The organism is Pseudomonas oleovorans subsp. oleovorans, assembly GCF_002197815.1.
GTDB lineage: Bacteria > Pseudomonadota > Gammaproteobacteria > Pseudomonadales > Pseudomonadaceae > Aquipseudomonas > Aquipseudomonas oleovorans.
The window spans coordinates 51,072-66,507 of record NZ_NIUB01000019.1; the positions used below are offsets into that span (position 1 = coordinate 51,072).

General features: G+C 65.8%; 12 protein-coding genes. 7 read left to right on the plus strand and 5 right to left on the minus strand.

What is annotated here, in order from left to right:
• Nucleotides 1–47 precede the first annotated feature (47 nt).
• The gene (locus tag PSOLE_RS12995) at nt 48–896 is read right to left on the minus strand and encodes a universal stress protein (protein ID WP_003459594.1); all 849 of its coding nucleotides are present in this window, start codon (nt 894–896) and stop codon (nt 48–50) included.
• Between the two features lie 340 nt (nt 897–1,236).
• Here PSOLE_RS12995 and PSOLE_RS13000 point away from each other — a divergent pair, with 340 nt between their 5' ends.
• Entirely contained in the window at nt 1,237–3,975 is a 2,739-nt protein-coding gene (locus tag PSOLE_RS13000) for a cation-transporting P-type ATPase (protein ID WP_074860202.1), read from the plus strand.
• 24 nt (nt 3,976–3,999) lie between these two features.
• On the opposite strand, the gene PSOLE_RS13005 is transcribed toward PSOLE_RS13000, so the two are convergent.
• Nucleotides 4,000–4,569 (minus strand): acyl carrier protein phosphodiesterase, encoded by a 570-nt coding sequence (locus tag PSOLE_RS13005; RefSeq protein ID WP_003459592.1) that lies wholly within the window; start codon nt 4,567–4,569, stop codon nt 4,000–4,002.
• A 102-nt stretch (nt 4,570–4,671) separates the two neighbouring features.
• Here PSOLE_RS13005 and PSOLE_RS13010 point away from each other — a divergent pair, with 102 nt between their 5' ends.
• Both PSOLE_RS13010 and PSOLE_RS13015 read left to right on the plus strand, forming a co-directional pair.
• Nucleotides 4,672–4,992 carry an ArsR/SmtB family transcription factor gene (locus PSOLE_RS13010; protein ID WP_039964365.1) on the plus strand — a complete coding sequence of 107 codons (321 nt, stop codon included), beginning with the start codon at nt 4,672–4,674 and terminating at the stop codon, nt 4,990–4,992.
• 27 nt (nt 4,993–5,019) lie between these two features.
• Nucleotides 5,020–6,069: an alkene reductase gene (locus PSOLE_RS13015; protein ID WP_003459590.1), complete on the plus strand. Its 1,050-nt coding sequence runs from the start codon at nt 5,020–5,022 to the stop codon at nt 6,067–6,069.
• Nucleotides 6,070–6,181: 112 nt separating this feature from the next.
• Here the strand turns inward: PSOLE_RS13015 and PSOLE_RS13020 are convergent, their stop codons facing one another.
• Nucleotides 6,182–7,030, minus strand: a complete 849-nt coding sequence (locus PSOLE_RS13020; protein ID WP_003459589.1) for a hypothetical protein — start codon at nt 7,028–7,030, stop codon at nt 6,182–6,184.
• A gap of 350 nt (nt 7,031–7,380) precedes the next feature.
• Between PSOLE_RS13020 and PSOLE_RS13025 the strand changes: the two genes are divergently transcribed.
• On the plus strand, nt 7,381–7,668 hold the full coding sequence (locus PSOLE_RS13025; protein ID WP_003459588.1) for a hypothetical protein: 288 nt from the start codon (nt 7,381–7,383) through the stop codon (nt 7,666–7,668).
• On the opposite strand, the gene PSOLE_RS13030 is transcribed toward PSOLE_RS13025, so the two are convergent.
• Both PSOLE_RS13030 and PSOLE_RS13035 read right to left on the minus strand, forming a co-directional pair.
• The gene (locus PSOLE_RS13030; RefSeq protein ID WP_003459587.1) at nt 7,659–8,657 is read right to left on the minus strand and encodes an NAD-dependent epimerase/dehydratase family protein; all 999 of its coding nucleotides are present in this window, start codon (nt 8,655–8,657) and stop codon (nt 7,659–7,661) included. The genes PSOLE_RS13025 and PSOLE_RS13030 overlap by 10 nt on opposite strands.
• 112 nt (nt 8,658–8,769) lie before the next feature.
• Nucleotides 8,770–9,672, minus strand: a complete 903-nt coding sequence (locus PSOLE_RS13035) for a LysR family transcriptional regulator ArgP (protein WP_074860200.1) — start codon at nt 9,670–9,672, stop codon at nt 8,770–8,772.
• A 94-nt stretch (nt 9,673–9,766) separates the two neighbouring features.
• Between PSOLE_RS13035 and PSOLE_RS13040 the strand changes: the two genes are divergently transcribed.
• The 3 genes from PSOLE_RS13040 to putA all read left to right on the plus strand — a co-directional run bounded on the left by PSOLE_RS13040 (nt 9,767) and on the right by putA (nt 15,258).
• Entirely contained in the window at nt 9,767–10,180 is a 414-nt protein-coding gene (locus tag PSOLE_RS13040; RefSeq protein ID WP_074860197.1) for an ACT domain-containing protein, read from the plus strand.
• On the plus strand, nt 10,180–10,782 hold the full coding sequence (locus PSOLE_RS13045; RefSeq protein WP_074860195.1) for a LysE/ArgO family amino acid transporter: 603 nt from the start codon (nt 10,180–10,182) through the stop codon (nt 10,780–10,782). The genes PSOLE_RS13040 and PSOLE_RS13045 overlap by 1 nt, the downstream gene beginning before the upstream one ends.
• A gap of 540 nt (nt 10,783–11,322) precedes the next feature.
• On the plus strand, nt 11,323–15,258 hold the full coding sequence (putA, locus tag PSOLE_RS13050) for a trifunctional transcriptional regulator/proline dehydrogenase/L-glutamate gamma-semialdehyde dehydrogenase (protein WP_074860194.1): 3,936 nt from the start codon (nt 11,323–11,325) through the stop codon (nt 15,256–15,258).
• The last annotated feature ends 178 nt before the right edge of the window (nt 15,259–15,436 follow it).

A 15,436-nucleotide genomic window follows, 5' to 3' on the forward strand; every position in this document is an offset into this window, starting at 1 on the left:
TTGCCAAGGGTGCCCCGGAGTTCATCCAGGCTACAGGTCGTAGCCGCTCAGTCAGCCGGCGGTACGATCAGCGCGTCGCTGTCGAGCGAGGCCAGCAGGCGACTGGCGACGCTGCCGAGGAAGAAGCGCGAAACCCCTTCACGGGCATGGGTACCGAGTACCAGCAGGTCCGCGCCACTCTGGCGTAGCGCCTCGCCGATCACCCCTTCCGGTGAGCCGATCTGCACCAGCAGGCGCTCGTCATTCAGGCACGCGCCGACCGCCGCCAGGCGTTCCTGCAGTTGCTGGCGCAGCAGTTGGCGCTGGTTTTCCAGCACCTCGGCACTGATCCCGGGCTCCATGATCGCGCCGGCGGCTAAAGGCTCGACGGCACTGGCCACATGCAGTTCATCCAGGCTCACCAGGCCCAAGTCGCGCGCCCGGCTCAATGCCTGCAGCGAGGTACGCGACAGATCCATCGCCAGCAAGGCATGCCGGTACTCGTGGGTGACCGGGCCGTTGACCCGCAGCACCGGCAGATGACTGCTGCGTACGACGCGCTCGAGCGTGGTGCCGACAAAGAAGTCACGCAGCGTCGACTTGCGATGCGCCCCCACCACCAGCAGATCGGCGCCCATGCCCTGCGCACTCTCGACGATCACCGCGGCCGCTTCGCCCGTGCCGACAATCACACGCGGCACACTGCCGGCCTGCTCCCCCAGGCGTTCGGCCTGGGTCTGCAAGAGACTCTCGGCCTGCTGTACCTGGCGCTGCACATAGGCGGCAGGGGCCTCATCATCGATCACATGCAACAGACCCCATTCACCGCCACCCTGACGACGAATCAGTTGCACGGCACGCTGCACCGCATGCGCCGAACGCTCGGACAGATCGGTTGCTACCAGAATCTTGATCATCTCGTTTCCTCCATTGCATTCCAGGGTCTGTACGAAAAGTCGCCGGGCGAAGATCAGGCGATACCGATGGCGCCCCCATAAAAACGGATAAGATCCGGACTGGGCTCGCACTCGGGTTTACGAGCTGTAGATGAGCATTCCGGCCCCATTTTCACCAAGCACAGGCACTTTTCGTACAGAACCTAACACCGCGTTACATTCAAACGCCTGCCGACGCCCCAGTCCTTGATGCAGGTCAGCTCCTGTGCGTTAACGCGCACTTAGGGTAACCCGCAACACTCGCCGTCCCGCCGCACGCTGGCCCGCGAGCACGGCCCGGACACCGCAGGAGACTCGCCCCATGGGCAATGCCCCCTCAGAATATACCGACCACACCTGGCACGCCTTGACTGCACAGGACGCCCTGAAAGTGCAGCGCAGCAGCGCCAGCGGTCTCAGCCAGGACGAGGCGCAGCGGCGCCTGCAGCAGCATGGTGCCAATCGCCTGCCGCCGCCACAACGCCGGGGGCCATTGCTGCGCCTGCTCTACCAGTTCCACAACGTGCTGCTCTATCTGATGCTGGTGGCCGCCATCATCACCGCGCTGCTCGGCCATTGGGTCGACACCTCGGTGATCCTCGCCGCGGTGCTGATCAACGTGATCATCGGCTTCATCCAGGAAGGCAAGGCAGAGAACGCGCTGGACGCCATCCGCAGCATGCTCTCGCCCCACGCCATGGTGCTGCGTGGCGGTGAACGTCATGAAATCGATGCCGAGCGCCTGGTGCCCGGCGACATCGTGTTGCTGGCGTCCGGCGACAAGGTGCCGGCAGACCTGCGCCTGATCAGTGTGAAGAACCTGCTGGTGGAAGAAGCGGCGCTGACCGGCGAATCGGTACCGGTGGAAAAATCCGTAGCCCACTGCAACGCCGACGCCGCGCTCGGCGACCGCCGCTGCATGGCCTATTCCGGCACCCTGGTCAGCAGCGGACAGGCCAGCGGCGTGGTGGTGGCGACCGGTGCCAACACTGAACTCGGCCGAATCGGCGCGATGCTGCAGCAGGTGCAGGCGTTGTCCACGCCACTGCTGCGACAGATCGAACAGTTCAGCCGCTGGCTGGCGGTGATCATCCTGATCCTGGCGTTCGCCACCTTCATCCTCGGCATCCTCTGGCACGGCCAGAACCCCGGCGAGATGTTCATGATGGTGGTGGCACTGACTGCCTCGGCCATCCCCGAGGGGCTGCCGGCGATCATGACGGTGATCCTGGCCCTCGGCGTGCAGCGCATGGCCGGCCACAACGCCATCGTGCGGCGCCTGCCGGCGGTGGAAACCCTCGGTTCGGTGACGGTGATCTGCTCGGACAAGACCGGCACCCTGACCCGCAACGAAATGACCGTGCAGCGTGTGGTCAGCGCCAGCCGCATCCTCGATGTCTCGGGGGTGGGCTATGCCCCGGAAGGCGCCTTTCATCAGGACGGTGCGCTGTGTGAGCCTGACGCCGCCCTGCTGGAAGTCGCCCGCGCCGCGCAGTTGTGCAACGACGCCCGCCTGCAACAAGATGATGCCGGCCACTGGCGGCTGCATGGCGACCCGACCGAAGGCGCACTGCTGACCCTGGCGCTGAAAAGCGGTGTGGATGGTCCGACCCTGCACGCGCAACTGCCGCGCAGCGATGCGATCCCGTTCGAGTCCGAACACCGCTTCATGGCCACCCTGCACCATGACCACGCCGGCCATGGCTTGATCTATCTCAAGGGCGCTCCCGAGCGCGTGCTGGAGATGTGCAGCAACCAGCGCAGCGCCGATGGCAGCAGTGAGGCGCTGGATACCGACTACTGGCGCCGCCAGGCCACCGACCTGGCCGCGCGTGGCCTGCGCCTGCTGGCACTGGCCAGCAAGCCGGCGACGGCCGAACAACGCACGCTGAATTTCGCCGACGTGGAAAGCGGCCTGACCCTGCTGGCACTGGTCGGCATCATCGACCCGCCGCGTGCCGAGGCCATCGCCGCCGTCGCCGAATGCCAGCGCGCCGGCATCCGGGTGAAGATGATCACCGGCGATCACGCAGAAACCGCCCGCGCCATCGGCGCGCAACTGGGCATCGGCGTCAGCATGCCGGCGATGACCGGGGCGGAACTGGAACTGCTCGACGAGCGCCGCCTGCGCGAGGTACTGCCCGGCATCGAGGTGTTCGCCCGCGCCAGCCCCGAGCACAAGCTGCGTCTGGTGCAATGCATGCAGGACAGTGGCCAGGTGGTGGCGATGACTGGCGACGGGGTCAACGATGCCCCGGCGCTCAAGCGCGCCGACGTCGGCGTGGCCATGGGGCTCAAGGGCACCGAGGCGGCCAAGGAAGCGGCCGAAGTGGTGCTGGCCGACGACAACTTCGCCACCATCGCCGGCGCCGTGCGCGAAGGCCGGGCGATCTACGACAACCTGAAGAAATTCATCCTCTTCGCCCTGCCCACCAACGGCGGCCAATCGCTGATCGTGATCTTCGCCATCCTCTTTCAGGTGGTGCTGCCACTGACCCCGGCACAGGTACTGTGGGTCAACATGGTCACCTCCAGCACCCTGGGCCTGGCGCTAGCCTTCGAGCCCTCCGAACGCGGGCTGATGAAACGCGCGCCACGGGCGCCCAACGAGCCGCTGCTATCGGGCTTCTTCGTCTGGCGCGTGGTGATGGTGTCGGTACTGATCGCCGGCGCCGGCATCGGCCTGTTCCTCTGGGAGCTTGAGCGTGGCAACAGCCTGGAGAGCGCCCGCACCATCGCGGTCAATGCCGTGGTGATGTGCGAGATTTTCTATCTGCTCAACAGCCGCAGCATCTTCGGCTCGGTACTCAGCCGCGACGGCCTGTTGGGCAATCGGGTCGTGCTGCTGACCATCGCCGCCTGCATCGTGCTGCAGATGCTGTTCACCTATGCCCCGCCGCTGCAACAGGTGTTCGGCTCCACCGGGCTGAGCTTTGATGAATGGCTGCGCGTGCTGCTGGCCGGCCTGGCACTGTTCTGCGCGGCGGAACTGGAGAAGTGGGTGGTGCGGCGCTTCGGCCTGCATGCACAGGCCCGTAGGGCGGGTGCAACCCGCCGTTAGCCGGGCTGGCGGGGTACCCCCGCCCTACGCCTGACGGGCGAAGGCGATCAGCTCGGGGTAGAAGGCGCGGAAATCCTCGCTGAGCGGCTGGTACAGCCGCTCCAGCTCGGCCAGGCTGCCGTCGAGCAACTGCGGCCTGGACAGGCGCCGCTGCATGCCGGCGATCACCTGCTCCAGCACCGCGAACTCGCGGTAGCTGCCGAGCCAGTCCTGCGCCGCCATGCGCGGCGCCATCAGCGCCAGGCGTCCCGGCAACTCCGGTTCGGCGGCCAGCACCCGGTACACCTCGCGGGTGAAATGATCCAGCGGCTGCGCCGCATACTCGACCCAATCGCGGGCCAGGCAATGGTCGAAGAACAGATCCAGCAGCATGCCGGCCGTGCGGCGCCGCGCGGCGGGAAACCGGGCACGCGCGCGCGCCTGTAGCGGGTGGCTGTCGGTAAAGGCGTCGATACGCCGGTGCAGGCGGATGGCCGCTTCGATCTCAGTCGGCCAGCGTCCGGCCAGGGGGCCCTTGACGAAGTCGCCATACAGGCTGCCGAGCAGTTGCGGCGGCGCATCGCCGCCAAGATGAAGATGGGCCAGGTAGTTCATGACACGAGCTTACCGCCCTGAGCAGGACAATCGAAGCTGTTGATGGGGACTATTGGCACAATCAATCTGTATATCGCCCAGAGACGATATAAAGTTCGCCCCATGACGATACACACCGACACTGCCATGGACATCGACACCATCATCAAGGCCCTCGCCCACCCCGTGCGCCGCGACATCCTCTACTGGCTGAAGGAGCCCGAGCGCCACTTCGCCGAGCAGGAGCATCCGCTGGAGATCGGCGTCTGCGCCGGCAAGATCTACCTGCGTACCGGGCTTTCGCAATCCACCGTTTCCGCCCACCTGACCACCCTGCAACGCGCCGATCTGGTGACCAGCCGCAAGGTCGGCCAGTGGCACGTCTTCAAGCGCAACGACGAGCTGATCCAGGCTTTCGTCGAGCGCCTCGGCCAGCAACTCTGATTTGACCTTTCCCTCGGAGAAACCACCATGCCCACACTGTTCGACCCCATCCAGATCGGTGATCTGCACCTGAACAACCGCATCATCATGGCGCCGCTGACCCGCTGCCGCGCCGACGAAGACCGCGTGCCCAACGCGCTGATGGCCGAGTACTACGTACAGCGTGCCTCGGCCGGTCTGATCATCAGCGAAGCCACTGCCGTCACGCCGATGGGCGTGGGCTACCCGAACACCCCCGGCATCTGGTCGGATGCGCAGATCCGCGGCTGGAGCAACATCACCCAGGCGGTGCATGCCAATGGCGGCAAGATCGTCCTGCAGCTGTGGCACGTCGGCCGCATCTCCGACCCCATCTACCTGAACGGCGAACTGCCGGTCGCTCCCAGCGCGATCAAGCCGGCCGGCCACGTCAGCCTGATCCGTCCGCTTAAGGACTACGTCACCCCACGTGCGCTGGAGACCGAAGAAATCGCCGATATCGTCGAGGCTTATCGTCAAGGCGCCGAGAACGCCATGGCCGCCGGTTTCGATGGCGTGGAGATCCACGGTGCCAACGGCTACCTGCTCGACCAGTTCCTGCAGAGCAGCACCAACCAGCGCACCGACCAGTACGGCGGCAGCGTCGAGAATCGCGCGCGTCTGCTGCTGGAAGTGACCGACGCCGCCATCTCGGTGTGGGGCGCCGGCCGCGTCGGCGTGCACCTGGCGCCGCGCGCCGACGCCCACGACATGGGCGACGCCAACCGCGCCGAGACCTTCGGCTACGTCGCCCGCGAACTGGGCAAGCGCGGCATCGCCTTCATCTGCGCCCGCGAGAAGGAGGGTGACGACAGCCTGTCGCCGCAACTGAAGAAGGAATTCGGCGGCGTGTTCATCGCCAACGAGCGCTTCACCAAGGAGCAGGCCAATGCCTGGTTGGCCGAAGGCAAGGCCGATGCCGTGGCGTTCGGCATCCCCTTCATCGCCAACCCGGACCTGCCCGAGCGCCTGCAGAAGGACGCGCCGCTGAACGAGCCGCACCCGGAAACCTTCTACGGCTCCGGCCCGGTCGGCTATATCGACTATCCGCGTCTGTGAGATCGCAGCTAATGCACCTCCCGCAAGCGATATCCCGTGGGAGGGGCTTTAGCCGCGACCAATAAACGAACGCCCCGCATTGCTGGGCGTTCGTTTATCGAGATGGTGGCACTCAGCGCTGATTGATCTGCTGCTGCAGATTCATCACCTGGCTCTGCAGGGTATTGATGTTGCGCGTCATCTGCGCGCGGAAAGCATCGAACTCGGCGGTATTCGGCCCGGCACTGGCGGCCGGGCGGTTGTCCAGCTCGCTGCGCAGCACCAGCAGATCCTGCTCCAGGCTACGGATCAATTGCGCCGGATTGCCCTGCTTCTTCAGCGCATCGATATCGCCACCGAGGGCCTTGATGCGGGTATCGAGCTTGGCCAGTTCAGCCTGGGTCGCCTTGACGTCCGCCAGGGCGGATTTCAGCGCCGCCTGCTCGGTGGAGAGCGCCTGCAGACGCTTGTCGAAATCGGCGTTGGCGCCGAAGCCACTCTTGAGCTCCGCCCTCAACTGTTCGATGCGCTTGTCCAGCGCTGCCTGCGCCGTGGCGCTCTGCTGTTGCTGCTTGCCCAGCTCGACCAGGCGATTTTCCAGCTGCTTGACCTGCAGCTTGAGTGCCTCGTTGCCGCTAGTAACGCTGGACTCGGTGGCCACCACCTTGCCGGAAATATCCTGAATTCGTCCGGCCGCCTCCTCGCTGATGCGCGCGAAGCTTTCCTGGGTCGCCACCAGGCGCTGCTCCATCAGGCCGATCTGCTGCAGGCTCCACCAGCTCAGGCCGGCCAGGGCGAAACTCAGCGCGCCAACCAGCGCCCACAGCGGCCCGGTACTGGCGCCCTTGGCCACTGCAGCCTTGCTGCTGGCCACGCGGCTGCTACGCGCAGCGGGCTCCTCACGCGGCTCGGCGAAACCCTCACGGCGCTCCGGAGTCAGGCTGGGCAGATTGTCGAGCTCGTCGTTGGCGTCGTTACGCATGGTCGGACCTATGGTTGGAACGAATGAACGGAAATGCCGCGCAGTATACCGATTCACCATTACACCATCAGCGTCGCGCCAAGCAGGTGCGCGGCGCACCGACGAAGGGCGCGACAGGGCCATCGACTCGCCTGCAGCCCAGCAGTTCCGCAAAACATGAACTGGTACGCACTTTGCTTTTTCTTCCGTCGTGAACGAGCCGATAGCGCGTCGCTCACAAGCCAGCAGGCGGCCTGAGAGTTCTGCAAAGCACGAAGATGTGTCCCTGCCGAAGGATTACGGCTGGCGCGGTTACGGATGGTGAGGAAGGCCTGAACCCGTGACCCTTCAACCAATCGGGAGAAGTGGCAATGGAACTGAACAAAGAAGTACTGGACTGCATGAAAGCGCTGCGTCGCCGTCTACGCGAAGAGCAGGACGTGGACATTCGCCTGAGCCAGCCCAACGCAGTCGGCGCCATGCTCGATGGCAGCCTGAAATCCGACGATGAAGAAACCCGCCGCCTCGGCCAGCGCCTGGCCGAACTGTCCGATCAACCGCAGCGCGCATCGACCACCCCACTGGCCGCCGTCGAGATACCAGTCGGCGCGCCAACCGGCTCGGTACGCATCTATCGCGGCCAACGCATCTACGCCTGAGGTCCCATCTGCGCCTGCCACCAGGTGCAGAACTCATCCAGTGCATCCCACAGACTGGCCCGGGGTTCGTAGCCAAGGTACTCGCGGGCACGGTCGATGTTCAGGGAGAAATCCCTGGCCATCACCGCCACACCAAGGCGAAACAGACTCGGTTCGGGCCGCCCCGGCAGCACCCGACACACGCCTTCGTTGAGCGTCGCCGCGGCGTAGGCCAGCGGGAACGGCACATGCCGCGTCACCGGCGGCAACTCAAGGCGGCGCAGCACGTAATTGACCACGTCCCACAGCGGCACCGGCGCGCCATTACTGATGTTGTACACCTGGCCGAGCGCCGCCCCGCCCACCTGCAGCGAGCTGAGCAAGGCGTCGTTGAGATTGTGCACGTTGGTGAAGTCGACCTTGTTCAGACCATTGCCGATGATCGCCAGGCGACCCTTGCGCTGCATGCCGATCAAGCGCGGGAAGATGCTGGTATCACCCGCGCCGGTGACGAAGCGCGGACGCACGGCGATCACCTCCAGGCCGAACTCCTGCGCGGCGAACACCTGCTGCTCGGCCAGGTACTTGGTCTTGCCGTAGTGATCGGAGAAGCGCTTGGGCACCTGCTCCTCGCGAATATCGACATGGGACTTGCCATCGAAATAGATCGACGGTGAGGACAGATGCACCAGGCGCCGCACCTTCTGCTTGAGGCAGGCATCGACGACATTCTCGGTGACCGTGACGTTGGCCTGATGAAAATGCGCATAGTCGCCCCACACGCCCACCGCGCCCGCGCAGTGCACCACAGCCTCGACATCCCGGCACAGCGCCTGGGCCAGCTCGGCATCCCCCAGATCGCCCTGAACGAACTCGGCGCCGCGCTTGATCAGATGCTGCACGCCCTCGGCACGACGGCCGTTGACCCGCACGTCCAGGCCCTGTTCGAGCGCGAAACGAGCGAAGCGCCCCCCGATGAAGCCACTCGCGCCGGTGACCAGAATCTTCATCGCCATCCCCTACCATTGATTCTTGTAGTCGCCGCACTCTAGCAGCGCCACCGCGGTTGTGCGCTGTCGGCGGAGGCCAGAACGACGCCCCGGCAAGCCTAACCCGCGAACCCTACGGCCCGGGTTGCACCTGCACCAGCGCGCCGCCGGCTGCGCGACGCAGGCGTTCGGTCAGCTCGCTGAGCAATTCGCCGCCATTGCGCCAATGGTGCCAGTACAACGGCACATCGATGAAACGCTCGGGAAGCAGATCCACCAGCCTGCCGCTGGCCAGCTCCCCGCGTACCTGCAACTCAGGCACCAGGCCCCAGCCGAGACCACCTTCGGTCAGACGCACGAAGCCTTCCGACGATGGGCACAGGTGATAGGCAAAAGCCCCGGTGATGCCGAGAGCAGCCAGGTAGCGATGCTGCAACTGATCATCCGGGCCGTAGACGATGGCCGGCGCACGTGCCAGCGCCGCTGGCGTGACTCCGGCGGGAAAATGCCGGGCGATAAAAGCCGGGCTGGCCAGCGCGCGATAACGCATCGACCCCAGCGCCAGGCTGCGCGCCCCTGCCACAGTGCGCTCGGCGGCACACACGCAAGCGGCCACCTCGCCCGCGCGCATGCGCTTGAGGCCGACCTCCTGATCCTCCACCACCAGCTCCATCAAGACCTGCCGGGTGGCGCAGAAGTCAGCGGTTGCCGCCGCCCACCAGGTCGCCAGGCTGTCAGCGTTGATGGCGATGCGCAGACGCTCGGGCAGGGTCTGCTCATCCAGCCCCGGCACCTGGCCTTGCAGGTCGCGCTCGAGCAGGCGCACCTGCTGCACGTGGTTGAGCAGACGCCGGCCGATTTCGGTGGGCGCCGGCGGCGTCGCGCGCACCAGCACCGGCTGGCCGACCCGTGCTTCGAGCAACTTGATGCGTTGCGACACCGCCGACTGCGACAGCCCCAACACCTGCGCCGCGCGTTCGAAGCCGGCCTGCTCGACCACCGCGGCCAGCGCGGCGAGAAGCTTGTAATCGAACAATCGATTTTCCTAATGAGCGATCAGCAATATTGGTTTCTCTTATACATCCACACACAGCAGACTCGCCAGCATTCAACGCCATCAGGAGCCCGTCATGTCTGGCGAAACCAATCTCGCACGCCTGCTGCAGAGCATGACGCCGCAGCTCAATCCCGGTCAGTTCGTGTTCTGCTGCGTCCCGGACGAGCATGACTGCAACGCCCTGCAGCCGGTCGCCAGCATGCGCGAGCCTGAAGGGCTGAGCCTGGTGCTGACGCGCGAAATCGCCGATGCCCATGGTCTGCACTACGACTACGTCGCCGCCTGGATCACCCTTGAGGTGCATTCGTCGCTGGCGGCCGTGGGTCTTACTGCTTCCTTTTCCGCCGCCCTGGCGCAGGCCGGCATCAGCTGCAACGTGGTCGCCGGCTTTCATCACGACCATATCTTCGTGCCCAACGAACGAGCCGAACGGGCGCTGTCCACCCTGCGCGCCCTGTCGGCGGCGTCCATGCCGGAGCCGGCATGATGTGGCAGAGCTACAGCAACGGCCTGCTGGTGGCCATCGGTCTGATCATGGCCATCGGTGCGCAGAACGCCTTCGTCCTGGCACAGAGCCTGCGCCGCGAACATCATTTGCCAGTGGCAGCCCTGTGCATCGTCTGCGATGCCCTGCTGGTGGCCGCTGGCGTGTTCGGCCTGGCCACCCTGCTGGCACAGAGCCCGACCTTGCTGGCCATCGCCCGCTGGGGTGGCGCCGCCTTCCTGATCTGGTATGGCAGCCAGGCGCTACTGCGCGCCGCGCACCCGCAATCGCTGCAGGCGGCCGGTAGCGAACCGCGCTCATTGCGCACAGTGATGCTCGCAGCGCTGGCGGTCACCCTGCTCAACCCGCACGTCTATCTGGATACCGTGCTACTGATCGGCTCGCTCGGTGCCCAGCAACCTGAACCCGGCGCCTATGCCGCAGGCGCGGCCAGCGCCTCCTTTCTCTGGTTCAGCACTCTGGCGCTCGGCGCGGCCTGGCTGGCGCCCTGGTTGGCAAAGCCATTGACCTGGCGCCTGATCGATCTGGGCGTGGCGGCGATGATGTTCACGGTGGCGGCGCAGTTGATTCTGGGCGCGCTTTAGCGTCATCCCTCGCGCCTCCCGGCGCGCACACTTCCTGTCTCCACGCTCCGACTCCACAGTACTCATTGCCACCATCCGCGCCCTGCACCCTTTCGGCTCACGGGAGCCATATCGCCCCGCCAGGCAGTCTATGCTCAACAGGTGTTACCCAGTCGCGATAGCGTCAGCGATGCGGATGAGCGCATTGATGCACTCGCGCCCATGGGTATAACCGAGGTTGCACCACGATGATGCAGCGCATCGGCAAGCTGACCTGATCGAGGTGTTTCATCTTGCTCCAGGCCAGGCCACCGAATGCGCTTCATGGCCCGCACCCCTTGAAAGACAAGCGTTACAGCGCAGCAGTGAAAGCAAACCGAACGTCCGTCGGACGATCGAAACAATTGGTTGCACCTGGTTGCACCAAGCACCTGAGCAGGTTTAATCTCCTGCAGCTTTTGCTGCCCGCCCCTCAACAGGCGGCAACCCTTAAGGCCGTCGCAGGCGACGAAATTGCTCCAGGCAATTTCTAACGTGCATAACTGACAAGCAGGATTCTCCATGGCTACCACCACTCTTGGCGTAAAACTCGACGATGCCACCCGCGAACGCCTGAAAAAGGCCGCTGCGCAGATCGACCGCACGCCGCACTGGATGATCAAGCAGGCGATCTTCAATTACCTGGAGCAAGTCGAGAGTGGCCTGACGCCCGCCGAGCATGCCGGCCTGGCCGCTGCCGCCGGTGAAGAAGCGCTGGAGTCACTGACCGAGCAGGGTCTGCAGGTGTTCCTCGATTTCGCCGAGAGCATCCTGCCGCAATCGGTGCTGCGCGCCGCCATCACCAGCGCCTATCGCCGCCCGGAAACCGAAATGGTGCCGATGCTGCTGGAGCAGGCGCGCCTGAACAAGGAGCAGGCCGAGGCCTCGCAGAAACTGGCTCTCGGCATCGCCGAAAAGCTGCGCAACCAGAAGAACGCCAGCGGCCGTCAGGGCCTGGTGCAGGGCCTGCTGCAGGAGTTCTCGCTGTCGTCGCAGGAAGGCGTGGCCCTGATGTGCCTGGCCGAAGCCCTGCTGCGCATCCCCGACAAGGCCACCCGTGACGCGCTGATCCGCGACAAGATCGCCAACGGCAACTGGAGCCAGCACCTCGGCCAGAGCCCGTCGATGTTCGTCAACGCGGCCAGCTGGGGCTTGCTGATCACCGGCAAGCTGGTCTCGACCCACACCGAAGCCGGCATGACCTCGGCGCTCAACCGCATCATCGGCAAGAGCGGCGAACCGGTCATCCGCAAGGGCGTGGACATGGCCATGCGCCTGATGGGCGAGCAGTTCGTCACCGGCGAAACCATCGCCGAAGCCCTGGCCAACGCCTCCAACTTGGAGGCCAAGGGCTTCCGCTACTCCTATGACATGCTCGGCGAAGCGGCGCTGACCGAGGAAGACGCCAAACGTTACCTGGCCTCCTACGAGCAGGCCATCCACGCTATCGGCAAGGCCTCGCACGGTCGCGGCATCTACGAAGGCCCGGGCATCTCAATCAAGCTGTCCGCCCTGCACCCCCGCTACAGCCGCGCCCAGTACGAGCGCGTGATGGACGAGCTATACCCGACCCTGCTGGGCCTGACCCAACTGGCCAAGCAGTACGACATCGGCCTCAACATCGACGCCGAGGAAGCCGACCGCCTGGAGCTGTCGCTGGATCTGCTCGAGCGCCTGTGCTTCGAGCCATCGCTGGCCGGCTGGAACGGCATCGGTTTCGTCATCCAGGCCTACCAGAAGCGCTGCCCGTACGTGATCGACTACGTCATCGACCTGGCCAAGCGCAGCCGTCATCGCCTGATGATCCGCCTGGTCAAGGGCGCCTACTGGGACAGCGAGATCAAGCTGGCCCAGGTGGGTGGCCTGGAAGGCTACCCGGTGTACACCCGCAAGCCGTACACCGACCTCTCTTACATCGCCTGCGCACGCAAACTGCTGGCCGCGCCGGAAGCCATCTACCCGCAGTTCGCCACCCACAACGCCCACTCGCTGTCGGCCATCTATCACCTGGCCGGGCAGAACTACTACCCGGGCCAGTACGAGTTCCAGTGCCTGCACGGCATGGGCGAGCCGCTGTACGAGCAGGTGGTCGGCAAAATCGCCGATGGCAAGCTGAACCGCCCGTGCCGCATCTACGCCCCGGTCGGCAGCCATGAAACCCTGCTGGCCTACCTGGTGCGTCGCCTGCTGGAAAACGGCGCCAACACCAGCTTCGTCAACCGCATCGCCGACCACAGCATCTCGCTGAAAGACCTGGTTCTCGACCCGGTGCTGCAGGTCGAGCAGATGGCCGCGCAGGAAGGCACCCTCGGCCTGCCGCACCCGCGCATCCCGCTGCCGCGTGATCTGTACGGCAAGCAGCGGGTCAACTCCGCCGGCCTCGACCTGGCCAACGAACACCGCCTGGGCTCGCTGTCCTCGGCGCTACTGTCGTCGACCAATAACGTCTATGTCGCCGGCCCGATCCTCGGCTGCGACACGCCCACCCCGGGCCCGGCCGAGCCGGTGCGCAACCCGGCCGACCACCGCGACCTGGTCGGCCATGTGCGCGAAGCCAGCGTCAAGGACGTCGACAGCGCCATTCTCTGCGCCCTGGCCAGTGGGCAGATCTGGCAGTCCACCCTGCCGGCCGAACGCGCCGCCGTGCTGGAACGCGCCGCCGACCTGATGGAAGCCGAGCTGCAACAGCTGATGGGCCTGCTGGTGCGCGAGTCCGGCAAGACCTTCGCCAACGCCATCGCCGAGGTGCGTGAGGCGGTGGACTTCCTCCGCTACTACGCCATTCAGGCACGCAGCTTCAGCAACGACAGCCACCGCCCGCTGGGCCCGGTGGTCTGCATCAGCCCGTGGAACTTCCCCCTGGCGATCTTCACCGGTCAGGTGGCCGCCGCCCTGGCCGCCGGCAACACCGTGCTGGCCAAGCCGGCCGAACAGACGCCGCTGATCGCCGCCCAGGCCGTGCGCATCCTGCGCGAGGCCGGCGTGCCGGCCGGCGCGGTGCAGTTGCTGCCGGGCCGTGGCGAAACCGTCGGTGCGCGCCTGGTGGGTGACGAGCGCGTACGTGGCGTGCTGTTCACTGGCTCCACCGAGGTGGCCGGCATCCTCCAGCGCAACATCGCCGGGCGCCTGGATGCCCAGGGCCGCACCATTCCGCTGATCGCCGAAACCGGCGGCCTCAACGCCATGATCGTCGACTCCTCGGCGCTGACCGAGCAGGTGGTGATGGACGTGATCGCCTCCGCCTTCGACAGCGCCGGCCAGCGCTGCTCAGCCCTGCGCGTGCTGTGCGTGCAGGACGACGTGGCCGACCGCGTGCTGACCATGCTCAAGGGCGCCATGGCCGAATACACGCTCGGCAACCCCGAGCGCCTGAACACCGACATCGGTCCGGTGATCGACGCCGAAGCCAAGGCCGGCATCGACACCCATATCGCCAAGCTGCGTGAGAAAGGCCGCAAGGTCACTCAACTGGCGCGCGTCAACGGTGACGAGATCAAGCGCGGCACCTTCGTCGTGCCGACCCTGATCGAGCTGGACAGCTTCGACGAGCTCAAGCGCGAGATCTTCGGCCCGGTGCTGCACGTGGTGCGCTACCAGCGCGCGGACCTGGGCAAGCTGCTGCAGCAGATCAACGACAGCGGCTACGGCCTGACCCTCGGCGTGCACACGCGCATCGACGAGACCATCGCCCAGGTGGTCGGCACGGCCAAGGTCGGCAACCTGTATGTGAACCGCAACATGGTCGGCGCCGTGGTCGGCGTGCAGCCGTTCGGCGGTGAAGGCCTGTCCGGTACCGGCCCGAAAGCCGGTGGCCCGCTCTACCTCTATCGTCTGCTCTCGACTCGCCCGCAGGAAGCCGTCGCCCAGTACCTGCAACAGGCCGAGGTGCAGGCCCTGCCGGTTCCGGCCGAACTGGACAAAGTGCGCAGCGCCTTCGCCGAATGGGCAGCCAAGCAGGAGCCGGCCATCGCCGCGCTGTTCGAGCGCTACCGTGCGCTGTCGCAGAGCTACAGCAGCCACACGCTGACCGGCCCGACCGGCGAGCGCAACAGCTACACCCTGCTGCCGCGCGAGCAGGTGCTGAACCTGGCCGACGAGCGCAGCGACCTGCTGGCCCAGTTGGCCGCCACCCTCGCCGTGGGCAGCAAGGCGATCTGGCTGGACAGCCAGCGCGCACTGCATGCCGAACTGCCGAAGGAGGTGCAGAAGCACATCCAGCTGGTGGCCGACTGGAACAGCGTCGACGTGGCGCTGGACGCCATCCTCCATCACGGCGACTCCGACCAGTTGCGCGCAGTCAGCGAGCAGGCGGCGCAGCGCAAGGGCGCCATCGTCGGTGTACACGGCCTGAACAAGGGCGAGACCGACATCGCCCTGGAACGTCTGCTGGTGGAACACGCCCTGAGCGTCAACACTGCGGCGGCTGGCGGTAACGCCAGCCTGATGACCATCGGCTGATCGCAGCCGATAACGGCGTGGAAAGCTGACTGAAAGCTTTCCGCGGCATGCTGTACCCACACGGCGCAACTGCCTGCAGGGGCTACCCGCCCGGCGCCGTGTTCTCTCCTCCTGACCTTAGGGTCTGCGCCAGCCTACCCGGCAGGCGCTTCGGGCGGGGCCAAACGCCCCGTTCGTT